The sequence below is a fragment of the Glutamicibacter sp. BS14 genome (genome assembly GCF_056934375.1).
Genome location: NZ_CM167801.1, coordinates 3,728,885 through 3,749,289 on the forward strand (window position 1 = coordinate 3,728,885; position 20,405 = coordinate 3,749,289).

21 protein-coding genes are annotated in these 20,405 nt (G+C 62.0%); 5 read left to right on the plus strand and 16 right to left on the minus strand.

Annotation, left to right across the window (positions count from 1 at the left end; translation table 11 throughout):
* Position 1: 1 nt before the first annotated feature.
* The 3 genes from AC1Z36_RS17475 to AC1Z36_RS17485 all read right to left on the minus strand — a co-directional run bounded on the left by AC1Z36_RS17475 (position 2) and on the right by AC1Z36_RS17485 (position 2,174).
* Positions 2 to 751, minus strand: coding sequence for an ABC transporter ATP-binding protein (locus AC1Z36_RS17475; protein WP_105657341.1), 750 nt, complete (start codon positions 749 to 751; stop codon positions 2 to 4).
* Positions 752 to 873: 122 nt separating this feature from the next.
* On the minus strand, positions 874 to 1,800 hold the full coding sequence (locus AC1Z36_RS17480; RefSeq protein WP_105661620.1) for a cation diffusion facilitator family transporter: 927 nt from the start codon (positions 1,798 to 1,800) through the stop codon (positions 874 to 876).
* 2 nt (positions 1,801 to 1,802) lie between these two features.
* The gene (locus tag AC1Z36_RS17485) at positions 1,803 to 2,174 is read right to left on the minus strand and encodes an ArsR/SmtB family transcription factor (RefSeq protein ID WP_105657339.1); all 372 of its coding nucleotides are present in this window, start codon (positions 2,172 to 2,174) and stop codon (positions 1,803 to 1,805) included.
* Positions 2,175 to 2,255: 81 nt separating this feature from the next.
* On the opposite strand from AC1Z36_RS17485, the gene AC1Z36_RS17490 reads away from it, so the two are divergent.
* Positions 2,256 to 2,849 carry a DNA-3-methyladenine glycosylase I gene (locus AC1Z36_RS17490; protein WP_402741908.1) on the plus strand — a complete coding sequence of 198 codons (594 nt, stop codon included), beginning with the start codon at positions 2,256 to 2,258 and terminating at the stop codon, positions 2,847 to 2,849.
* A 4-nt stretch (positions 2,850 to 2,853) separates the two neighbouring features.
* Positions 2,854 to 3,699 carry a DNA-3-methyladenine glycosylase family protein gene (locus AC1Z36_RS17495; protein WP_483561540.1) on the plus strand — a complete coding sequence of 282 codons (846 nt, stop codon included), beginning with the start codon at positions 2,854 to 2,856 and terminating at the stop codon, positions 3,697 to 3,699.
* Between the two features lie 326 nt (positions 3,700 to 4,025).
* On the opposite strand, the gene AC1Z36_RS17500 is transcribed toward AC1Z36_RS17495, so the two are convergent.
* From AC1Z36_RS17500 to AC1Z36_RS17510, 3 genes are all read right to left on the minus strand, one after another.
* On the minus strand, positions 4,026 to 4,880 hold the full coding sequence (locus AC1Z36_RS17500) for a siderophore-interacting protein (protein ID WP_105657336.1): 855 nt from the start codon (positions 4,878 to 4,880) through the stop codon (positions 4,026 to 4,028).
* A gap of 63 nt (positions 4,881 to 4,943) precedes the next feature.
* Positions 4,944 to 5,411 (minus strand): acyl-CoA thioesterase, encoded by a 468-nt coding sequence (locus AC1Z36_RS17505; RefSeq protein WP_105657335.1) that lies wholly within the window; start codon positions 5,409 to 5,411, stop codon positions 4,944 to 4,946.
* A 2-nt stretch (positions 5,412 to 5,413) separates the two neighbouring features.
* Positions 5,414 to 6,499 carry an App1 family protein phosphatidate phosphatase gene (locus tag AC1Z36_RS17510; protein ID WP_105661617.1) on the minus strand — a complete coding sequence of 362 codons (1,086 nt, stop codon included), beginning with the start codon at positions 6,497 to 6,499 and terminating at the stop codon, positions 5,414 to 5,416.
* 96 nt (positions 6,500 to 6,595) lie between these two features.
* Here AC1Z36_RS17510 and AC1Z36_RS17515 point away from each other — a divergent pair, with 96 nt between their 5' ends.
* Positions 6,596 to 7,030 carry a pyridoxamine 5'-phosphate oxidase family protein gene (locus AC1Z36_RS17515; protein ID WP_105657333.1) on the plus strand — a complete coding sequence of 145 codons (435 nt, stop codon included), beginning with the start codon at positions 6,596 to 6,598 and terminating at the stop codon, positions 7,028 to 7,030.
* A gap of 72 nt (positions 7,031 to 7,102) precedes the next feature.
* Here AC1Z36_RS17515 and AC1Z36_RS17520 read toward each other — a convergent pair whose 3' ends face one another.
* From AC1Z36_RS17520 to AC1Z36_RS17550, 7 genes are all read right to left on the minus strand, one after another.
* The gene (locus AC1Z36_RS17520) at positions 7,103 to 7,972 is read right to left on the minus strand and encodes a 3-hydroxyacyl-CoA dehydrogenase family protein (protein ID WP_105657332.1); all 870 of its coding nucleotides are present in this window, start codon (positions 7,970 to 7,972) and stop codon (positions 7,103 to 7,105) included.
* A gap of 36 nt (positions 7,973 to 8,008) precedes the next feature.
* Positions 8,009 to 9,466, minus strand: coding sequence for an aldehyde dehydrogenase family protein (locus AC1Z36_RS17525; RefSeq protein ID WP_483561541.1), 1,458 nt, complete (start codon positions 9,464 to 9,466; stop codon positions 8,009 to 8,011).
* Positions 9,467 to 9,501: 35 nt separating this feature from the next.
* A complete protein-coding gene (locus AC1Z36_RS17530; RefSeq protein WP_483561542.1) occupies positions 9,502 to 10,680 on the minus strand; it encodes an acyl-CoA dehydrogenase family protein in 1,179 nt (392 codons plus the stop codon).
* 27 nt (positions 10,681 to 10,707) lie between these two features.
* Positions 10,708 to 11,853: a CaiB/BaiF CoA transferase family protein gene (locus AC1Z36_RS17535; RefSeq protein ID WP_402741905.1), complete on the minus strand. Its 1,146-nt coding sequence runs from the start codon at positions 11,851 to 11,853 to the stop codon at positions 10,708 to 10,710.
* A gap of 133 nt (positions 11,854 to 11,986) precedes the next feature.
* Positions 11,987 to 12,706 (minus strand): GntR family transcriptional regulator, encoded by a 720-nt coding sequence (locus tag AC1Z36_RS17540; protein WP_402741904.1) that lies wholly within the window; start codon positions 12,704 to 12,706, stop codon positions 11,987 to 11,989.
* A gap of 44 nt (positions 12,707 to 12,750) precedes the next feature.
* Positions 12,751 to 14,310, minus strand: a complete 1,560-nt coding sequence (locus AC1Z36_RS17545) for an MFS transporter (protein ID WP_483561543.1) — start codon at positions 14,308 to 14,310, stop codon at positions 12,751 to 12,753.
* Positions 14,303 to 14,809, minus strand: a complete 507-nt coding sequence (locus AC1Z36_RS17550; RefSeq protein WP_402741902.1) for a MarR family winged helix-turn-helix transcriptional regulator — start codon at positions 14,807 to 14,809, stop codon at positions 14,303 to 14,305. The genes AC1Z36_RS17545 and AC1Z36_RS17550 overlap by 8 nt, the downstream gene beginning before the upstream one ends.
* A gap of 100 nt (positions 14,810 to 14,909) precedes the next feature.
* On the opposite strand from AC1Z36_RS17550, the gene AC1Z36_RS17555 reads away from it, so the two are divergent.
* Complete coding sequence (locus AC1Z36_RS17555) at positions 14,910 to 15,770, plus strand: inositol monophosphatase family protein (protein ID WP_483561544.1); 861 nt, start codon at positions 14,910 to 14,912, stop codon at positions 15,768 to 15,770.
* A gap of 76 nt (positions 15,771 to 15,846) precedes the next feature.
* Positions 15,847 to 16,059: a hypothetical protein gene (locus AC1Z36_RS17560; RefSeq protein ID WP_402696631.1), complete on the plus strand. Its 213-nt coding sequence runs from the start codon at positions 15,847 to 15,849 to the stop codon at positions 16,057 to 16,059.
* Between the two features lie 92 nt (positions 16,060 to 16,151).
* Here the strand turns inward: AC1Z36_RS17560 and AC1Z36_RS17565 are convergent, their stop codons facing one another.
* From AC1Z36_RS17565 to AC1Z36_RS17575, 3 genes are all read right to left on the minus strand, one after another.
* Positions 16,152 to 17,795 carry a thiamine pyrophosphate-binding protein gene (locus tag AC1Z36_RS17565; protein WP_105657324.1) on the minus strand — a complete coding sequence of 548 codons (1,644 nt, stop codon included), beginning with the start codon at positions 17,793 to 17,795 and terminating at the stop codon, positions 16,152 to 16,154.
* Positions 17,795 to 18,781, minus strand: a complete 987-nt coding sequence (gene speB / locus AC1Z36_RS17570) for an agmatinase (RefSeq protein ID WP_105657323.1) — start codon at positions 18,779 to 18,781, stop codon at positions 17,795 to 17,797. The genes AC1Z36_RS17565 and speB overlap by 1 nt, the downstream gene beginning before the upstream one ends.
* A 196-nt stretch (positions 18,782 to 18,977) precedes the next feature.
* Positions 18,978 to 20,336, minus strand: a complete 1,359-nt coding sequence (locus AC1Z36_RS17575; protein ID WP_105657322.1) for an aminotransferase class III-fold pyridoxal phosphate-dependent enzyme — start codon at positions 20,334 to 20,336, stop codon at positions 18,978 to 18,980.
* Positions 20,337 to 20,405: the final 69 nt, after the last annotated feature.

The following is a 20,405-nucleotide window of genomic DNA, read 5'->3' on the forward strand; positions in this document are numbered from 1 at the left end:
CTTACTCCGCCAAGGAGGCCAGGGCCTCGGTTACGGTAGCCACGGTTGGCTCCTGGATGGATCCGACAATTGTGCCGTCCTTCATCAGCAAGACATTGTCTGCATAGGACGCGGCCACCGGGTCGTGGGTGACCATGATGATGGTCTGGCCCATTTCACGGGTGGACGTGCGCATCAAGGACAGCACTTCGGCGCCGGTACGCGAATCGAGGTTGCCGGTTGGCTCATCGCCGAAGACCACTTCCGGCCGGGTGAGCAGTGCTCGGGCTACCGCGACACGTTGCTGCTGGCCGCCGGAAAGTTCATGCGGTTTGTGGTTCAGGCGGTCGCCCAGGCCGAGCGCCTGGATGACGGTGTTGAACCAGTCGCGATCGTGCTTCTTGCCGGCCAGCGACAATGGCAGCAGGATGTTGTCCTTGGCGGTGATGGTTGGCACGAGGTTGAAAGACTGGAAGACAAAGCCGATCTGCTCGCGGCGCATCTCGGTCAGCTGGTCATCGCTCAGCTCCAGCAGGTTCTTGCCGCCGATGATGATTTCGCCGGAGTCGGCGGTATCAAGTCCTGCCAGGCAGTGCATCAGCGTGGATTTTCCGGAGCCCGATGGGCCCATGATGGCGGTGAAGCGGGATCGTTCGAAGGAAACGTTTACGTCGCGAAGGGCCTCAACCCGGGTGCTGTCATGCCCGTAGGTCTTGGTCAAGCCGCGGGCAGCGACCGCATTTTCGGTTTTTGGCAGAGTCTCAGAAGTCATATTAGAAATACTACAAAGCGCCTAGCCAAACCCGCATCCACCATCAGGACCTAGTTTCCCGGGGGTGCGTCATACCAAGGTATGAGCAAATTCGTGGACGCTCTGCCCCCGCAGGTTACCGATTAGCAGCCATGTTCGCGTTCGGTTTCCTGGTGCGATGCCGGCTCAATCTGGAAGGTCGAGTGCTCAACGCTCACGGTGAAATGATCTGCCACGCACTGCTGCAAATCCCGCAGCAGCCCACCGGCTACCCCAGCGGAGAACATCGAGTCCTCGACCACCACATGGGCGGTGAGCACCGGAAGGTTGGAGGCAATCTGGCTGGCGTGCAGATCGTGCACCGCGATCACCCCGGGCAATGCCTCCAAATGCGCTTTGACCCCGAGCAGGTCCAGGCCCCTAGGCGTGGATTCGAGAAGGATGTGGGTGGTTTCCCCCAGCAATTTCATGGCCCGGGGAACGATCAGGGCGCTGATCACCAGGGCTGCCACGGAGTCGGCGCGCATCCATCCGGTGTAGGTGATAACCAGCGCGGCGATGATAACGGCAACCGAGCCCAACGCGTCGTTGACTACTTCCAGGAAAGCCGCACGCATATTCAGGTTGCTATTGCGTCCCGCGGAAATGATCCACATGGAGATGACGTTGCCCAATAGGCCGATGATGCCGAAGGCCAGCAGTCCCTCCGGTTGGACCTCTGCAGGGGTGAAGAGCCGCCGCACGGCGTCGATGGCCGCGTAGATGCCCACAGCCAGCAGCAATGCCGATTGGAAGGTGGCGGAGAGGACTTCTGCGCGGCGGAATCCCCAGGTGCGCTTGGTCGTTGGCTTGCGCATGATCAGGTTGGCAGCGGTCAGAGCCAGCAATAGCCCCAGGGTATCGGTCAGCATATGCGCTGCGTCGACCAGCAAGGCCAGCGAGTTGGTGACGATAGCGCCAACAACCTCGGCGACGAGGATTGTAGCGGTGATGGCGAAGGCCCAGGCCAGGCGGGTTCGGTTTGCTCCGGAATGATCATGGGAGTGCCCGTGAGAGTGATCGTGTCCCAAGTTCAGCCTTTCTTCGGATCCATGCTGTGCGCTTCTTCCCAATGGTGATGGGATGCCTCTTGCGGCAGAAGCGCCGAGGCGGCAGCGGTCAATGCGTCAAGTGCTTCACCCTGGCCCAGCGAGTAGATGCTGGCCCGGCCCTGGCTTCGGACGTGCACCAGGCCGGTGTCCTTCAGGCAGGACAGATGCGCGCTGACCGTGCTTTGGGCAAGGCCCAAATGCTCGGTCAGTTCCCTGACCTTATGCTCCCCGGTGCGCAGATGGTCCAGAATCAGCAGCCGCGCCGGGTCAGCGAGCGCGTGGAAGAGCGCAGCGAACTGGAGCTTGCCGCTGCGGATTTCCGATGCATCGATATCTGACTCTATTATCGCCATATAACGATGATAGGTGACTTTGCCGCGAAACGGAACGTTGCATGGCCAACTGCGCATCGCGATGGATGGCAAGATGAAAATATGACTGAAGATCTCATCGTTGGCGAAGACGGATTGGCGCGCCCTCGCTGGGCCGCCTCGAATGACATGCTCCGCACGTACTACGACGCCGAATGGGGCATGCCGATCACCTCCGAAGAGGGACTTTTCGAGCGGCTGAGCCTTGAGTGCTTCCAGTCAGGCCTGTCCTGGGCCATCATCCTTTCCAAGCGCGAGTCGTTCCGCCGCGCTTTCGAGCACTTCAATCCCGAGAAGGTCGCGTTGTTTACCGAGGACGATTTCAATCGCCTGATGGAAGACGCCGGGATCGTGCGCAATAGGCTCAAGATCCGCGCAACGATCGCCAACGCAGAAGCGACCCTGATGCTGCGCGAAGAGGGCGGCCTCTCGGATTTCGTGTGGTCCTTCAAGCCGGAACAGACCCCGGCTCCGCGTAATTTCACTGAAGTACCCACGCAAAGCCCCGAGTCCAAGGAACTGGCCAAGGCGCTGAAGAAGCGGGGCTTCAACTTCGTGGGCCCGACCACCATGTACGCGTTGATGGAAGCCATCGGCATGGTCGATACCCATCTGGTCGGATCGCACCGCCGCGGCACTTCCGGCATTTGGGCCTGAGGTCATGGAACTGCGCCTACCGGCAACGGGAATTCTGGACGTCGGCCACGCACTGGCAGTCCTGGAATTGCATTCGCTGCCTGCCCAGGAGCGGCTGGATGCCGCTGCGGCCCAGCCGCACCGCGTCCTGCAGCTGGACGGGAACCTGGTTGAAGTTTCATTGAGCCTGGATCCTGCAGGCGTATCGCTCACCCACGACGCCCCGACTGAATCCATTGCGCGCCTCACGGAGATCATCAACCATTGGCTTGGACTGCAGCAAGACACCACAGCTGCTTATGAAGCGCTCCAGGCCCTTCCTTGCTACCAGCCGCTCGCGATGGCTTACCCCTCCTTGCGGCTGATCAGCTACCCGGATATTTTCGAGGCCCTGGCCACCACGATCATTGGACAGCAGGTGTCCTTGGCGGCGGCACGGACCCTCGGCGGGCGCTACGTCGGCGCATTGGGCCAGCAGCATGGCTCGGGCCTTCGGGCTTTCCCCACAGCGGCCTCAACGGCCGCCTGCACGCCTGGGGAATTGCGCGCAATCATTCGCTGCCCGTTGCCGCGGGCAACGGCGCTGCACGCGGTAGCCGAATGGTTCGAGCACAGTGGAAAGTTCCTGCTCGGAGACGTGCCGGCATTCCTGGAGCAGCTCCAAGGGCTGCGCGGCGTGGGGCCATGGACGCGCAATTACCTTGCCCTGCGGGGTTTGCGGGATCCGGAGATCTTCCTGGAGTCGGATCTAGTAGTTCGCCGAGCCATGAGCAAGCTTCATGATCGCGGCGTCACTGTGGCGCCTCCACCGAAGGGTGCGGGCTACCTGGCCACGTTGCTGCTGTGGTCCTTCGACGCCGCCAAGCTGTAGCAACGAGAAAGGGAGCTTATCAAGGTGTGCAATCCTGATAAGCTCCCTTTTCGACGAATCGGCCGACTGAGCAAGTCAGCCGATTCTCCATTCCCCTTATTCAAGCCGGCTACGCCGCTCGCTGCTTCGAGGTGAGCAGCCCCGGCAAGCAGCGAACTAGCCGATAAATATCGGTCAAGCTTGACGCTTCTCCCGACCACACACGGGAGAAGCTCTGGAATAAGCATATCCTAAGAACCAGTAATAACGTCAAGCCCTGTTTGCGTAATTTTTCGATTTATTTCTTAGGTCGCTCTAACTTACTTGAATCTGTCCGCGCCAAAAGACTAGTCGGCGAAGATCTTGCCAACTTCCGTACGCTTCTCGGCCTGGAATGCATCTTCTGCACGGCCAAAGGCCCAGTAGGCAGAGAGCGACATGTCGCGGCGGTCCACGCCATGCTCGTCATAGAAGTATGCGCGCAGCTTCTTCATGACTTCGCGCTCACCGTGGGCAAAGACCTGCACCCGGCCCTCGGGCCATGGAATCCCCCGGACCACGGACTCCAGGATCGTGGTTTCAGGGGAGAATTCGGCACCGCGGTGAATCCAGCGAATTTCCACGCCGGCCGGCGCCTGCAATTGCATTTCGTCAGCCTCGTCGGCAACCTCGATGACCACCAGGCCCCTCATCTGCGGGGCCATGGACTCCAAGGAGGCCGCAATGGCGGGAATGGCAGTTTCATCTCCGGCGAAGAAGTGGAAATCGAATTCATCCTTGGGGACAAACATTCCGCCCGGGCCCGAGAAGCAGATCGATGAGCCGATCTGCGCGTCACGCGCCCAAGGACCTGCTAGGCCCTCATCGCCATGGACCACGAAATCGACCTCGATGGTTCCCGCCTGCATATCGCTGCGGCGCACGGTATAGGTACGGCGAACCGGCAGATCCTCGGGAGCCAGCCGCTCACGCAGCGCTTCCATGTCATAAGGCAATTCAAGGCCCAGTTCCGGCTTCGCGAACAGGAATTTCACGTAGCGGTCGGTCACCGGCTTGTCTGCGAAATCGCAGATGCCTGGACCGCCAAGGGTGAGCCGCACCAGATGAGGTGCGATATTCTCGCGCTTGAGGACCTGCAGGAGGACCTGGGGGCGCGCAGGTCGGCCTCCAGTTTGCGGGCGATCACCAGCCGGCTGGGACACAAAATCACTTCCTGTCTTAATAAGGGTAGATAGATCAATCCTAATTGACGGGAGCGCAAGTGGTTACTTCGAGAAGGTCGGAGGACCTTCATATGCACTGAGCGCCGCGCGTTCTCCGGGGCTCAAACGCTGCACCCGCGAGGACACCGGGTCGAAATAAGCCAACGTAGTGGAGGCCTTGACGCACAAATAGTCCTCCACCGGGTCACGGAACTCGTAGCAGATATCAAAACTGGCAGGCTTGACATTGGCAACCCAGAGATCGACATTGACCGGCACGTTGCGGTATTCCAACGGGCGGGAATACCGCACCCGATGCTCGACAACGAGGATCTGGGTTCCGGCAGGCACTGCAGAGAAGATATCGGCCTGCGGCTGCGAGCCTGGCGCACCGGTGCCACCGGGCACGCCAAAGCCGGCGATTCGCGCTTCTTCCATTAACCGGATCAGATTGACATTATTGACATGGCCGTAAGCATCCATGTCGCCCCAGCGCATAGGGACCTGCACCCGCAGAATGCTTTCTTCCATGGCTAATCTTCCTTCAGCAGGTTTGCGCCGTCATTGCCCACGATCCCCAACTTGGCCAGCTCCCGAAGGATCCGGGCTCCGTCCGGCTCGTAGACCCAACGCACCCCGGGGGTGGTTCGGCGCAGCTCATGCGAACGTCCGCCGGCTAGCACCGCTTCCGAAGGGGTCAGCTGGCGGATCACAATAGCCCTGACCAATTCGGGGTAGCGGCGCGCGAACTCCGCATAAATGGCCGGATCATGCTGGCCGTCATCGCCGATGAGCACCCATGAAATGTGCGGGAATTCTTCGGCCAGGCGGCGCAGCTGGTCAACCTTGTGCTGCATTCCGCTGCGGAACCAAGAACGGTCTGTTGGCCCCCAGTCGGTGAGCAGCAACGGCCCCTTCGGGTACAGGTTGCGCGAGATGAAGCGCTGCAGGGTCTGCGCGACATTCCATGCGCCGGTGGAAAGGTAGATGGTCGGAGCTCCTGGATGCTCGAGCAGCACCTTCTGGAGCATTACCGCCATCCCGGGGGTCGCCACGCGGGCATGCTCGGAGAGCACAAAGGAGTTCCACGCCGCCAGCATGGGGCGCGGCAGTGCGGTGACCACGACGGTGTCATCCACGTCGCTGATCACCCCGAACTTCTGCGCCTGGTCGATAACGAGAATCTTCGCCTGCGCGGCATCGCCGTTGTGGGCATGAAGCCGGATCTCATTCCAGCCCGCGGGCAGGTCGACTACCAGCTTCACATCAATCACGCCGCCACGGTCAGCCTGGACCTCGAAGCGCTGGTCGCCAACGTCAATGCTGACCTTGCCGCCGGGAAGGATCGGGGAAATGAAATTGCGGAAACCGCGAATGCCATCGGCAATGACCTGGGCTTGGTGCTGCCCGTCTTCAAAGGCGCCGGGCTTGGCCAGGACAACGCGGGCGAAGACGCGAATCCAGCCGCCGCTCGGTCCGGTAGAGCCATATCCCACATAGGGAAGGATTACCGCTTGGTGGCCGTTGGCCAGGGCGCGCCGTGCACGCCAACGATGCACTCCGTCTTCCATTCGCGAAGCTACATGCCGGGCATCGCCATCAGCCGAAATATGACTCATAGCCCCAGTCTTTCATGTCGACCGCCAAGCACGGGAAAACGACAACTTGTGTCTTGAGCCCTTGCCTTTTTCTACAAAGAGTAGAAAACTGGTGCTATGAAATTCGAACACGAGCTCAATAGTCCGGTCCTGGTATTGGATGAGGACCAATCGTGGCAGCTGCTCTCGCACAGCTCCCACGGACGCGTAGCAACTTCGGTTGCAGGGTTGATCGATATTGTTCCGGTGAACTACGCGGTGCACAACGGGAAGCTGTTCTTGCGCACCTCGCCCGGTAATAAGCTTGCGGCCATGGCGATCAATGAAAAGATCGCTTTCGAGGTCGACGGCATCCTTTCCGATGAAGCTTGGTCCGTTGTCGTGCACGGCAGCGCCGAAGTATTGGAGCATGAGGCCGATATCAAGGAGGCCCGCGAAAGCGGCGTCACTCCCTGGATCCCCACCCAGAAGGATTTCTGGATTCGGGTCAACATTGATTCGGTCTCCGGGCGCCACTTCGAGCTTGGCGAGCAACCAGAGGTCGCTGAATAGTTCTCTCCGATCTACACGGCAAACGCCGCCTCCCGCCCAATGGCCATCGGGCTGGCAGCGGCGTTTCCAGCTTTAAGCCGATGCCTGGGAATAAGGGTAGAACCCTTCTCCGCTCTTGCGTCCGAGCTTGCCCGCAGCCACCTTTTCGGTGATCATCGGGTGCGGCTGGTCGGCCTCGTCACCGGTCTCGGCGTAGGTCGCCTGGGCGATGAAATCGATAACATCAAGGCCCACCATGTCCATCAGCTCGAACGGACCCATGGGGTGGCCCAAAGCGGTCTTCGCGGTGGTATCGATATCCTCGATGCTGGCGATTCCCTGGTGAGCCAGGTTCAGCGCCTCGGCGTTGATCGCACCCATCATGCGGTTGGCAATGAAACCCGGAATCTCCTTGTTCACCAGCACCGGGTTCTTCCCCAGCTGGTTGGCTACCTCGGTAACAGCCTGAATCGTGGCATCGCTGGTCTGCCCATGGCGGACTATTTCAACGCACTTCATGACCAATGCAGGGTTGAAGAAGTGCATATTGCACACCTGCGCTGGACGGCCGCTGGCCTGGGCCAGCTTCGAGGAGGGCAGCGTCGAGGAATTCGTCGCCAAGATGGCGTGGGCCGGTGCATGCTCGCCCAGTTGGGCGAAGATCTGCTCCTTGATGTCCAGGCGCTCCACAGCAGCCTCGATCACCAAGTCGGCTGTGGAAGCAGCCTGGTTCAAGTCGGTGTTCTGGCTCAAGCGCCCCAGCGCCGCAGCTGCCGCGGGCTGGTCGAGTTTGCCTTTGGCCACACGGCCGGCAGCCCAGGACTCCAGCTCGGTGCGTGCTGCGCCCAACGCGTCGGCAGAGATATCCTGCAGCACGGTGGCGTAGCCGCCCAGCGCGCAGCTCATCGCGATCTGGCGGCCCATGGTGCCGGCACCGATCACCAAAATACGTTCAATCCTCATTGACCATTCTTTCTCTGGAGTCCTGGCCTGCGCCTTTTAGCCGCGCAGGTAGGTCGTCGTGGTGTGCGTGTAGAACTCGCGAGCTGCTGCTCCCTGTTCCTTCGGTCCGTAGCCCGAAGCTTTCGCACCGCCAAAAGGCACGTGCGGGTCAGCGCCGGCTGACTCCGAATTTACATGCAGAATACCCACGTCGAGAGTTTGTTGCGCCTCCAGGGCCAGCGCAAGATTCGAGGTGAACAATGCCAGGCTCAAACCATATTCCGAGTCTTCTGCAGCCTCGAAAGCTTCCTTCCACCCGTTGACTCGGCGGACCGCCACGATGGGCGCGAAGAATTCTTCCTGCCATGCGCAGTTGGCTCGCCCGGCTTCCCCCTCCGGAAGTTCCAGAATGGTTGGTGCCAGGAAGCTGCCGGTTCCCGGGGCCAGCCCGCGATAGCGCAGTGTTGCGCCCTGTGCCAGCGACCGGTCGATCCCCTGAGCCGCCGAGTTCGCCGCTTTGGCATCCACCAGCGGGCCCATATGCACTGATGGGTCCAGCGGGTCCCCGGTCACCCACTGCTCCAGCCTTTCGGTGAGCTTGGCCAAGAATGCGTCGGCAATGGACTCATCGAGAATCAGCCGGCTGGTGGCCGTGCACTTCTGGCCGGTGGAGCGGAAGGACCCGAAAAGCACCTGCTCGCTGGCCAGGTCCAGGTCTGCGTCGGCCAGCACTACCGAAGCATTCTTGCCGCCCATTTCCGCCTGCACCGGAATCCCCTGGGCCGCACCTGCCGCGCAGAGTTTGCGCCCGACTCCGGTGGAACCGGTGAAAGTCAGCCCATCCAAATGCTCATTGGCGATGAAGGCATCACCCAGCGCGCCCGGGCCGATGACCAGGTTCAGTACACCAGCGGGCAGCCCTCCGTGCTCCAGGGCCTGCACAAAGCGCATGGCCAGCAACGGCACCAGGCTGGCCGGCTTGAACACCACGGTATTGCCGAAAACCAGCGCCGGGGCGATCTTCCAAGCCGGAATCCCGATCGGGAAGTTGAACGGGGTGATCACCCCGATCACCCCCAGCGGCTTGTGGGTAACCAGAATCTGTTCCCCGGCGCGCGGGGATTGGAAGACGGTGCCGGCAGCGCGCTCCGCTTCGCCGGAATAGTAGGCCAGGATCTGTGCGGCCCGCAGCACCTCGCCGATTCCCTCGGCTCTGGTCTTGCCCTCTTCGGCGGCAAGTTCCGCTCCGAAGTCCTCCGCATGCTCCTTCAGGTATCCGGCGGCCTTGGCCAGAATCGCCCCGCGGGCGGCCATCGGAGTGGACGCCCAGGATTTCTTGGCCCGGTGGGCGGCGCCGAAAGCGGCGTCCACCTGGTCCACGCTGGCCGCGGTGCCCTCCGCGAGCACGATGGAGTCGTCGGCGGCCGCCTTCGAATCGATGCGGCGGCCTTCGCCAGGCACCCATGCGCCATTGATGCAGTGCTCCAGGGTGGCAAGTGTTGTGGAAAGGTTCATTTGCTTGGTTCTCCCGTCTTCCTTGGCTTCGCGGCTTAGCGGAAGGCCGGCACGCCGGTGAGCTTGTTGCCCAGGATCAGCGTGTGCACCTCGTCGGTGCCCTCGTAGGTGCGCACCGATTCCAGGTTGTTGGCGTGGCGCAATGGCGAGTAATCCAGCGTGATGCCGTTGCCTCCCAGGATGGTGCGTGCTTCGCGGCAGATCGCGATGGCTTCACGGCAGTTATTCAACTTCCCCACCGAGATCATGTGCAGGTTCAAATTCCCGGCATCCTTCAACCGGCCGATGTGCAGGGCCAGCAGGAAGCCCTTGTTGATTTCCAGGGCCATGTCCACCAGCTTCTGCTGGGTCATCTGGTATCCGGCCAGCGGCTTGTCGAACTGCAGGCGTTCCTGCGAGTAGGCCAATGCCACCTCGAATGAATCGCGGGCGGCCCCCATGGAACCCCACAAGATGCCGTAGCGGGCTTCGTTCAGGCAGGAGAACGGCCCCTTCAGGCCCTTGGCATTCGGCAATACCGCCGAACCAGGCAGGCGCACATCGACCAGATCGATTTCGCACTGGATGGAGGCGCGCATGGACAGCTTCTGCTCGATCGGGGTGGCGGTGAAGCCCGGGGTGCTGGTCGGCACGACGAAGCCGCGGATGCCCTCATCGGTCTGTGCCCAGATCACCGCCACTTGCGCCACATTGGCCAGCCCGATCCAGCGCTTGGAACCGTTGATCACCCAGTCATCGCCGTCGCGGCGGGCGAAGGTCTTCATGCTCGACGGGTCGGAACCTGCCGTTGGTTCGGTCAGGCCAAAGCAGCCAATGGCTTCGCCGGCGGCCATCTTGGGCAGCCATTGCTGCTTCTGCTCCTCGGAGCCGTACTTGTAGATGGCGCTCATGGCCAACGATCCCTGGACCGAAACGAAGGTGCGCAGCCCCGAATCGCCGGCTTCCAGCTCGGCGCCGGCAATGCCGTATTCCACGGCCGAGCGGCCGGCGCAACCGTAGCCTTCCAGGTGCATGCCCAGCAGGCCCAGCTTGGCCATCTCCGGAACGATCTCCAGCGGGAAGACTGCGTCGTTGTACCACTTGGCGATATTCGGCTTGATGTTCTCGTTGACGAAACCGCGCACGGTATCGCGCAGGGCCAGTTCCTCCGCCGAGAGCAGCGAATCGAAATTGATCAGGTCGGCCGGATCCAGAAGGCGTTCTGCGGTGCTCATATTAAGTCTCCTTGAAAGTTCTTGCGATTAGCTATTTGCCAGGGTGCCCAGAAGCGCTTGGTGCTCCCCGTGGGCCGGCGGGATGGTGCGATATTGGGCGCCGGTGCGCGAGAGCCCGATGGGGCTGGCGATCTGCTCGGTCGCTTCCCCGGTGTCCGGATCGGTGATCAGCGCGACGGGATCCAGGCCAAGTTCCTTGGCGAAGTCGATGGCCTCGGCAATGGAGTTGACCTTTCCGGCGGGCACTCCCGCGGACATCAGCGCATTCGCCCAGTGCGCGGCAGTGGCTGAGGCGGTGGCCGCTTCGATGATTGCCTTGAGTTCTTCGCGGTGGGCCACCCGTGCGCTATTGCTGCTGAAGCGCGGATCCTGGGCTAGGTTCGGCTGGCCAAGATGCTTGGCCAAGGCAGCGAACTGGCGGTCATTGCCCACGGCGATGGCCACCACGCCGTCGTTGGCCGCGAAGGTTTCATAGGGGGCAATGCTCGGGTGCGCGTTGCCCATGCGTGCCGGGGATTTTCCGGTAGCCAGCGTGCTGCTGGACTGGTTGGTCAGTCCGGCCAGCAGCGAGCCGAGCAAGTTGACGGTCACCCGCTGGCCGATACCGCTGGCATCGCGTTCGCGCATGGCCAGCAGGATGCCGGCAACCGCATTCTGCGCCGCCAATACGTCCACCAGGGCAACGCCGGCCTTGCTCGGAGGCCCGTCTGGTTCTCCAGTGATGCTCATCAGTCCGCCCACTGCCTGCACCAGCAGGTCGAAGCCGGGCAAGGTTGCACCCTGCTTTTCGCCGAAGCCCGAGATGGAGCAATAGACCAGTGCCGGGTTCAGCTCGCGCAGGCTCTCGTAGTCCAGCCCGAATTTGGCCAGGACGCCGGGGCGGAAATTCTCCACCAGCACGTCAGCGTCGCGGATCAATCCGCGCAGGGCCTGCAACTGGGTCGCGTCCGCGAAGTCGGCGACTACTGCCTGCTTGTTGCGGTTCACCGACCAGTAGTAGGTGCTGATGCCTTGGGCATTGACCGGAGGCTTCCAGCTGCGGGTCTCATCGCCAGCAGCGTTCTCCACCTTGAGAACTTCGGCTCCGAAGTCGGCCAGAGTCATGGAGCACAGCGGCCCGGCCAAGATGCGCGAGAGGTCGATGACCTTGACCCCTTCAAGCGGTTGGCTCATTTGCTTCCACACCTTCAATCCGCACAGAATTGCTTAGTTACATGTTGCATGCAACTCTATGTTGCCCGGATCACCCTTGGCAAGGATTTTCAGGATGTTTCGCTTCTTGGGTCTGCAGGGGGCGCGGAATGCCCTAGGAAATCAAGGCGTCCAGCCGCTCCAGGAACGGTTCTGCGTCCAGTCCCGGGGTCCGCGAACACACCGAGCGGATCAGCATCTGCGCGGTGCGCATGACGTGGCCCCGAACGGCCAGCGCGGCGGCGTCGGGGTCTTTAGCCAGAATCGCCTCCATGATCTCCTCGCGGTCCCCGGCCAGGTCCTGGCTGGAGCGGGCGAAGGGCACGGTGGTCTGCCCGTGGGCCAGGACAAGGTTGCGCAGCTCCCCCACCACGCTGTCGAGTTTCGCATTTCCGGCCAGCCCCAGAAGGCACAGGTGGAATTCCTTGTCCGCTTCCAGCGTCGCCCGGCCATCACCGGTTTCGCCGATTGCGAGCATTCGCTGGTGCAACGACTTCAGCTGGTTGATATCAGCCTCGGTCGCGTTCCGCACGCCACGTGCGGCAGCTGGAGGCTCGATAGCCAAACGCAGCTGGAAGACTTCGACAATGTCCTCCAATGAAATCTGGTTGACGCGCACCCCGCGGTTTTTCGCCACGGTAACGATTCCCTCTTTTTCCAGCAGCTGCAAGGCCTCGCGCACCGGAGTTCGCGAGACGCCGAGCTTTTCCGAGATGCCAATGGCCGAGTAGTGCTCCCCCGGAGCCATCTCACCGGCAACGATGGCGGCACGGATCATCGTGGTCACCTGCTCGGTAAGAGATATCTTCGGCTTAATCGGTTGCATGCTACTCATGGTCTGAAGCTTATCCTGATTCGACCCGGCGGCAAGGCCAGGTACTAGATCGTCTTGCGCAACGGCACTTCCTTGATGAGCAATACGCAGAAGAAGGCAACCACGGCTACGGCCGCCGAGACGATGAAGACGATCCCTGTCGCCTCGCCATACGCCGATTCCACCACCTGCCGTAGCGCATCTGGCATCCCGGAAAGATTCAAGGAATCCCCGGTGGCCGGGGCTGAGGACAGCTGCCCCTTGGCCGCTAATGATTCGGCAATAAGATCTGCCACATTGCGCGAAAGCAGCGCGCCGAGCACCGCCACACCTGCTGAGCCGCCTACAGAACGGAAAAACGCCACCGAAGAACTTGCCGCCCCGATATCGGTAACTTTCACCGTGTTCTGCACCGAGAGCACCAAGTTCTGCAGCATGAATCCCATGCCCACGCCGTTGAGGAACATGCCGCAGGCCAAGAGCCAGTATTCGGTATCCTGGCGCATCAGCCCGAGCAGGCCGAGTCCGGCGATGTTCAGGACCGAACCGATGAGCAGGTAGATCTTCCAACGGCCGAAGCGGGTAATCATCTGCCCGGAGAAGACGGACCCGAAGTAGTTGCCCGCGATCATTGGCAAGGTCATGAGGCCGGCCATGGTCGGTGTCGCTTCGCGGGCGATCTGGAAGTACTGGCCGATGAATGCGCCGGTGCCGAACATCCCCACGCCAATCGAGATCGAGGCGAGAATCGCCAGCGAGGTTGTTCGGGTGCAAATGATCTTCAGCGGAATGATCGGTTCACGAACCCGTGATTCAACAAGCAGCAACGCGGCAACCAGCAATAGGAACATCGAGACCATCGTGTAGGTCTGCCACGAATTCCAGCCGAAATAGTCGGCTTTGCCTACATAGGAGACCCAGATCAGCAGGATCGAGACGGCGGTGGTCAACAGGACCGCGCCGACCCAATCGATATGCACCGGACGCTTGAGGTGCTTCAGGTGCAGGGTCCGGTGGATCAAGAGCATGGAGAGCAGGCTGATCGGGATGCCGAAGAAGAAGCACCAGCGCCAGCCCAGGGGCGAGTCCACGATGAATCCGCCGAGCAGCGGTCCTGCTGCGGTAGATACAGCCATTACGGCACCGAAATATCCCGAATAGCGTCCACGTTCCCGTGGCGGGATGACCGTGCCGATGACTGCCATGCCCATGGCGGTCAGCCCGCCCATGCCGATGCCCTGGATGACCCGGGCGAACAGCAGAACGGGTATGGACCAGGCGAGCCCGGCCAGCAACGAGCCGAGCACGAACACCAGAATTCCGGCTTGCAGCAGCTTCTTCTTGTCGAAGAGATCCGCCATTTTCCCCCAGATGGGAGTGGTGGCGGCATTGGCCAGCAGCGTGGTGCTCAAAACCCAGTTGAAGTCGGTTTGCGAGCCGCCCAGGACATCCATGATGGTCGGCAGCGCAATAGACACAATGGTCGCCGCCAGCATGGCAGCGAAGAAGGATGCCAGGACGCCAGCGATGGATTTGAGCACCTCGCGTTGATTCATCTGCGGCTGGTCTGCCGCTGCCTCGGTAAGGTCAGTGGGACGTTCCTTTTCCGGCATGCTCTTATCCAAGGTCGGAATTCTCCGCATTGCCGAACTGCTCGGTCCGTTGGGTTTGGATGCCGCGGATCATCGTCGCGTTCAATTCGCTCAGCGCGTGCGCGACGCTGGCCAAGCGCTCGGCATCCCAGTCCGGAAGGACATCCCGCATTCGCTCCAGGCGCAAGCGGTCGCGGAATTCAAGCCGCTCGCACCCCGCCTCGGTCACCCAGAGCACGTGGCGGCGGGCGTCGATCTTGCTGGGCTGCTTGGCTACCAGGCCCGTTTGCTCCAGTTCCGCCAAATGCCGGCTCATCGCCGCGGTGCCGATACCCAAGGACTGCGCAAGGTCGGCAGCATGCGTGGGTTCACGGGTTTTCAACGTCTTGAGCACGTGATGGGAGGCGTTGGATACCTCGGGGTCAGTCTGATCCATATGCGAGAACACGCGAAGGATCCTGGAACTGCGGGCCAACTCGTCGAGCAGGATTTTGAGTTCAGAATCCGAAGGGCTATCTGGAGACTTGTCCACGATCTATCGGCTGCCTATCTATTGTGTTTCCACCACAGTAAGTTCGATTCGTTGCTCCAGTCAACGTTTTTGCCCGTTGCCACGGCGGTAAGCTGGTTTTGTGAATGATCAGCGAGTCCAAACCAGCACGCAATACGCCGAAGAATTACGACTTTCCGCGCTGAAGGCAGCTCGCCAGTCCGCCGAGCTGCTGCGCGCTTCCTTCCGCGGCAACGTGGTAGCCGAGCATAAAACCAACACCCATGACCTGGTCACCGACATCGACCGGCAGAGCCAGCGGCTCATCACTGCCTCACTGCTATCGGCCCACCCGGATTCCTGGGTTCTCGGCGAAGAGCAGGTCTCCGGCGATCAAGGACAGCAGGCCGCCGGGAAGGTGCAGTGGATTGTCGATCCAATTGACGGCACCAGCAACTTCGTCCACGGCGTGGCATTCTTCTGCATCTCGATTGCCGCAGCCATCGATGGAGAACTGGTCGCCGCCGCAATCCTCGATCCGGTTTCTGGTGATGAATTCAGCGCCAATTCGACTGCCGCGTTCCTCAACGTGCAGGTCCTTGAGCCCGGTGCCCGTCCCGAGCAGTCCCGCGCCAACCTGATGACGGATTACCCGGGAGCAGAATCCATGCTCAAGGACGGGGATCTGTCCTTGGAACTCTTTGGCCAGTGGATCCAGGACTTCGCCACGGTACGCCGCAAGGTCTGCGCGGCGCTGGCCCTGGCCCATGTTGCCGCAGGCTGGTGCGACGCCACCATCGGGTTCGATACCAAGGTGTGGGATGTGGCTGCCGGAGCGCATCTGGTGCGCATGGCCCAGGGCACGTTCCGCGGCTTGTCCTACGGACAGGCAGGACTCGCCGACCACTACTGCCCCGGTTTCATCGCGCAAGGGCCCGGCGCCGATTATCCTTCCTTGGCAACCGCTGCCGAGCGGATCCATCAGCTGCGCACGGGCCGCTGAGCCAACAAATCTGACAATATCGAAGTAGTTGGCCCTGCCCCTCGGCTTTGGCCGCTTTCGGACGTACCATGGCGGCATGGAACCACGATTTCAACGGACCGCGCATTCCGCCGCGCGGCACCATGGAGGCGGAGGTGTGATCCTGGGAGGAATCGGAGCAATTCTGCTTTTCGCTTCCTTCGCAGTGATGTTGGCAGCTCAATCCCTGGATTGGGAGCCACTGCTCATCGGCATTAGCTTGGGCATCTCGGCAGTGCTTTTCGGTGTGGTGTTCCATTTCACCCACTGATCCGCACTTTTCCTCATCCACTAATCGCAACGGCCCCGGATCCATCGCTCGTGGGAGCAACAGGTCCGAGGCCGTCCGTGCGTTCGGGTGCTTTACAGGTGGGTAGGCGCAAACATCTTCAGCAGGGTGCGGACCACAATGACATTTGGGCCATCTGCTTCCAAGGCGTCGGCGAGCGCCGAACCGATGCCTTCGGGATCGACCGCTTGGGCGGGGATGCCAAAGGAATGCGCAAGGGCCACGAAGTCCGGCCGGGCCAGTTCGGTGGCGGTGGCTTTTCCGAAGGCTCCCTCCATGTACTCGCGCAGGATGCCATATCCCCCGTCGTCAACGATCAACCAGGTGACCGGTGCATGGTGCTGCTTGGCGGTGGCCAGTTCGGCAATGGAGTACATCGATGAACCGTCGCCGCTGACTGCCAGCACGCGCTGCTTGGAGCCGATGGCGCCACCGATCGCGGCGGGGAAGCCGAAGCCAAGGCCGCCTGCACCCTGCGCGGAATGGAATTCGCCCTCCTTGGCGTCCCAGCAGCTCCAGCCCCAGTAGGCAGCGATGGTCATATCCCAGAAGGTCTGCATGCCTGCCGGGACTGCGGCGCGGATATCCGCCATGAACTTCCGTTCCTTGCCAAGGTCCTGGGCATCCAGGCGCGCCTGCACCTTTGCCAGGGTCTGGGCCACCACCTGTTGCGGGGTGCTTCCGTGCCATGATGCCTGGGCCTTGAAGCCTGTCTCGCGCATTTCTTCGTCCAGGAATTTCAAGGCTTCACGAGCATCGGCGCGGATACCCAGGGCCGGGGTGTTGGACTCGAGCACGCGCGGCTCGGCATCAATCTGGATCATCTTGCCGCGGGGTTCGAGCGTGAAGTAGTTGCTGGTGACCTCGCCCAGGGCCGAACCGATCACCACCAGCACGTCGGCATCTTCCATGACGTCCGAGACATAGCGGTCTTCCGCCCACGACTGCAAGGACAGCTCATGGTTCCAGCCAAAGGCTCCGTTGCCGCCGGGGCTGCACAGCACCGGGGCCTGCAGTTTTTCGGCTACGGCCAGCAATTCAGCCTGCGCCCCGGCCCGGCGCACACCGCCGCCGGCGATGATGGCCGGGCGCTTGGCTTCGGCCAGCCAGCGCATGGCTTCGCGAATCAGCTCTTCGCGCGGGGGATGCTCGTAGGCTTCGGCCAGGGCATCCTGTACCGGGGGCACCATCACCGGGGCGAGCAGGACATCCTGCGGCACCTCAACCCACACCGGCCCCATCGGCACGGTAATGGCCCGGGCCCACGCGTCCTGGATCGCCGAGGGGATGCCCGATGCATGATGCACGGTCTGCTGGAACTTGGTGACGTTGGCGGCCGAGGCCTTCTGGTCATCGAGCTGATGCAGCATGCCCTTGCGGCGGGCTCCCAGGCCGTCCAGCGGAATCTGGCTGGCCACCACGACCATGGGCACGCCGGTGGCGTAGGCCTCCTGCAGACCCGCTAGCGATGTCAGCGCGCCCGGGCCGGTGGAGAGGAACAGCACGCCCACTTCCCCGGTAGCGCGGGAGTAGCCATCGGCGGCGAAGGCGGAGTTGTTCTCCACGCGTGAGGAGATGAACTCCAAGCTTGAGCGCGAGAGCGCGTCGAAGAGTCCCAGGGCGTGCTGTCCGGGGATCCCGAACACGGTCTTGGCACCGAGCGCGGTGAGGGTCTCGATGACCAGATCGCCGCCGTTGCGTTGCGGTTGCTCGTTCATTAGCTATTCATCCCCTTGCTGGCGCGGAAGTCGCTGATCAGGCTGATCAAATCATAGGTGACATGCGAGGCGGCCACGCCGGTCAGCTCCGCATGGTCGTAGGCGGGCGCGACTTCGACAATATCCGCGCCGATGATGTTCAACCCGCGCAAACCGCGCAGGATTTCAAGCAGTTCACGGCTGGTGATACCCCCGGCCTCCGGGGTTCCGGTACCCGGGGCGTGGGCTGGGTCCAGCACGTCGATGTCCACCGAGATGTACAGCGGGCGGTTGCCGATGCGGTCGCGCAGCTTGTGCACGATTTCGCGGACGCCCTGGTAGTAGACATCCGAGCTGGTGACGATGCCGAAACCGAAGCGCTGGTCGTCTTCCAGGTCCTTCTTGCCATAGAGCGGACCGCGGGTGCCGACGTGGCAGATCGCCTCGGTATCCAGGATTCCCTCCTCGACCGCACGGCGGAACGGGGTGCCGTGGGTGTATTCGGCACCGAAGTAGGTGTCCCAGGTGTCCAGGTGCGCGTCGAAGTGCAGCATCGCTACCGGAGCACCGGCTCGTTGCGAGGCGGCACGCAGCAATGGCAGCGCGATGGTATGGTCTCCGCCCACGGTGACCAGAGTGGAGCCGTCACTGGTCAGCTCCAGTGCGTTGTGCTCGATGGTCTCGATAGCCTCGTTGATGTTGAACGGGTTGACCGCCATGTCCCCCGCGTCGGCCACCTGGCTCTGCGCAAACGGCGAGGTGTCGGTGGCGGGGTTGTAGGGGCGGATCAGGCGCGAGGATTCGCGCACGTGGTTGGCGCCAAAGCGGGCGCCGGGCCGGTAGGAGACACCGGTGTCGAAAGGCACGCCAACAATCTTGATGTCGGCCTTCGCCACCTGATCCAGTCGCGGCAGCCGGGCATAGGTGCCACCACCTGCATAGCGTGGAATCACCGCGGCATTAATGGGTCCCAGATGCCCGTTTTCCTCGATGCGGATTTCCTTCATCGCAACTTCCTCCCCAGACATCCAAGAACGAAAGTCCAAGTTGTCTAATATGAAACTTCAGTTTTCCATTATGCTATTTTGTCTGCTGGGTCACGTCAAGATTCAGTTGTCGCACAGCCCGGGAATCCAGGCAGAAATAGCCCATGCCACAACCCGCGAACGGGCTGCGGCATGGGCCGAAACTGCAGCAGGGCGATCAGCTGGCGACGCTGCGAATCTGCTGGGCAAGCACCTCTAATCCATCGCGCAGCAGTGCTTCGCCGATCACCAGCGGCGGCAGCAGGCGCAGCACATTGCCGTGCGTACCGCAGGTCAGGGTCAGCACCCCGGCTCGATGGCAGGCCTTGGAAACCACCGCGGCTGCATCGGCGCGCGGCGCCAAGCTGCCCCGGTCGGCGAACTCGATAGCCAGCATGGCTCCGCGGCCGCGGACCTCGGCAACCACCGGGCTCTGCTGCATCAGTGGTTCAAGAACCTCGCGGGACACCCGCTCGATGAGCTGGGCGTTATCCAGAAGCGTCCCATCCTCGAACTGCTCGAATACAGCCAGCGCCGCTTCGCAAGCCAGCGGGTTGCCAGCATAGGTGCCGCCCAGGCCGCCAGCGTGAGGGGCATTCATCAGCTCGGCGCGCCCAGTCACCGCGGACAGCGGAACTCCGTTGGCCAGGGCCTTGGCCGTGAGGATCAGGTCACCTGCCACGCCCTCGTGCTCCGAAGCGAATAGCTTCCCGGTGCGCCCCATGCCGGCCTGGATCTCGTCGATGACCAGCACAATACCGTGCTTGTCGGCCAACTTGCGCAGTCCCGGGATGAACCCGGCCATCGGGACAACGAAACCTCCTTCGCCCTGAATCGGCTCGATCACCATCGCGGCGAAAGTCTGGGGGCCGTAGTCCATCAAGGTCTGCTCGACGGACGCCAGGACCGCTTCGACGGTGGCCGCTCCCCCAGAGGGCCGCAACGGGTTGGCCGAGGCGGCGCGCACGATATGCTCGGGCATCGGGCCGAAATTCATCTTGTACGGATTGATCTTGGCAGTCATGCCCATGGTCAGCAGCGAACGGCCGTGGTAGGCCTCGTCGAAGACCAGCACGTTAGCGCGTCCCGTGGCAGCACGGGCGATCTTGACCGCGTTCTCCACGGCCTCGGCCCCGGTGGAGAACAGCGCTGTGCGCTTCTCGAACTCGCCGGGGGTGTGCTGGTTCAACCAGCTGCACACCTGGGTGAAGGATTCGTACTCGGTGACCATGAAGCAGGTATGGGTGAAGTCCGCCAGCTGCTTGGCCACGCGTTCGGCCACGCGGCGGTTGGCGGCACCCAGTGAAGTCACGGCAATCCCCGAGGCGAAGTCGATCAGGCGATTTCCGTCGACGTCTTCGATAATCCCGCCATCGGCGCGGCTGACAAAGACCGGCAAGGTGACGCCAAAACCGCTACTGACCTGTTGCACCCGCTGCTCATGGAGGGCCGCAGAGCGCGGGCCGGGGATGCTGGTGGCAAGGTGCCTGGTTTGGGACAAGGTTGGGGCGTCGGTGGATGCAAGGGTTTCAGTCATGGCTCAAGCCTAGAAATCCCCGTGACACGCGTCATTGGTCATTGCATCCAAGTCCAGCATCTTTCTTGG

Coding starts and splice junctions, on each gene's coding strand:
- AC1Z36_RS17475 (WP_105657341.1), bottom strand. CDS start 751: ATGACTTCTGAGACTCTGCCAAAAACCGAAAATGCGGTCGCTGCCCGC.
- AC1Z36_RS17485 (WP_105657339.1), bottom strand. CDS start 2,174: ATGGCGATAATAGAGTCAGATATCGATGCATCGGAAATCCGCAGCGGC.
- AC1Z36_RS17490 (WP_402741908.1), top strand. CDS start 2,256: ATGACTGAAGATCTCATCGTTGGCGAAGACGGATTGGCGCGCCCTCGC.
- AC1Z36_RS17495 (WP_483561540.1), top strand. CDS start 2,854: ATGGAACTGCGCCTACCGGCAACGGGAATTCTGGACGTCGGCCACGCA.
- AC1Z36_RS17505 (WP_105657335.1), bottom strand. CDS start 5,411: ATGGAAGAAAGCATTCTGCGGGTGCAGGTCCCTATGCGCTGGGGCGAC.
- AC1Z36_RS17510 (WP_105661617.1), bottom strand. CDS start 6,499: ATGAGTCATATTTCGGCTGATGGCGATGCCCGGCATGTAGCTTCGCGA.
- AC1Z36_RS17515 (WP_105657333.1), top strand. CDS start 6,596: ATGAAATTCGAACACGAGCTCAATAGTCCGGTCCTGGTATTGGATGAG.
- AC1Z36_RS17520 (WP_105657332.1), bottom strand. CDS start 7,972: ATGAGGATTGAACGTATTTTGGTGATCGGTGCCGGCACCATGGGCCGC.
- AC1Z36_RS17525 (WP_483561541.1), bottom strand. CDS start 9,466: ATGAACCTTTCCACAACACTTGCCACCCTGGAGCACTGCATCAATGGC.
- AC1Z36_RS17530 (WP_483561542.1), bottom strand. CDS start 10,680: ATGAGCACCGCAGAACGCCTTCTGGATCCGGCCGACCTGATCAATTTC.
- AC1Z36_RS17535 (WP_402741905.1), bottom strand. CDS start 11,853: ATGAGCCAACCGCTTGAAGGGGTCAAGGTCATCGACCTCTCGCGCATC.
- AC1Z36_RS17540 (WP_402741904.1), bottom strand. CDS start 12,706: ATGAGTAGCATGCAACCGATTAAGCCGAAGATATCTCTTACCGAGCAG.
- AC1Z36_RS17560 (WP_402696631.1), top strand. CDS start 15,847: ATGGAACCACGATTTCAACGGACCGCGCATTCCGCCGCGCGGCACCAT.
- AC1Z36_RS17565 (WP_105657324.1), bottom strand. CDS start 17,795: ATGAACGAGCAACCGCAACGCAACGGCGGCGATCTGGTCATCGAGACC.
- speB (WP_105657323.1), bottom strand. CDS start 18,781: ATGAAGGAAATCCGCATCGAGGAAAACGGGCATCTGGGACCCATTAAT.
- AC1Z36_RS17575 (WP_105657322.1), bottom strand. CDS start 20,336: ATGACTGAAACCCTTGCATCCACCGACGCCCCAACCTTGTCCCAAACC.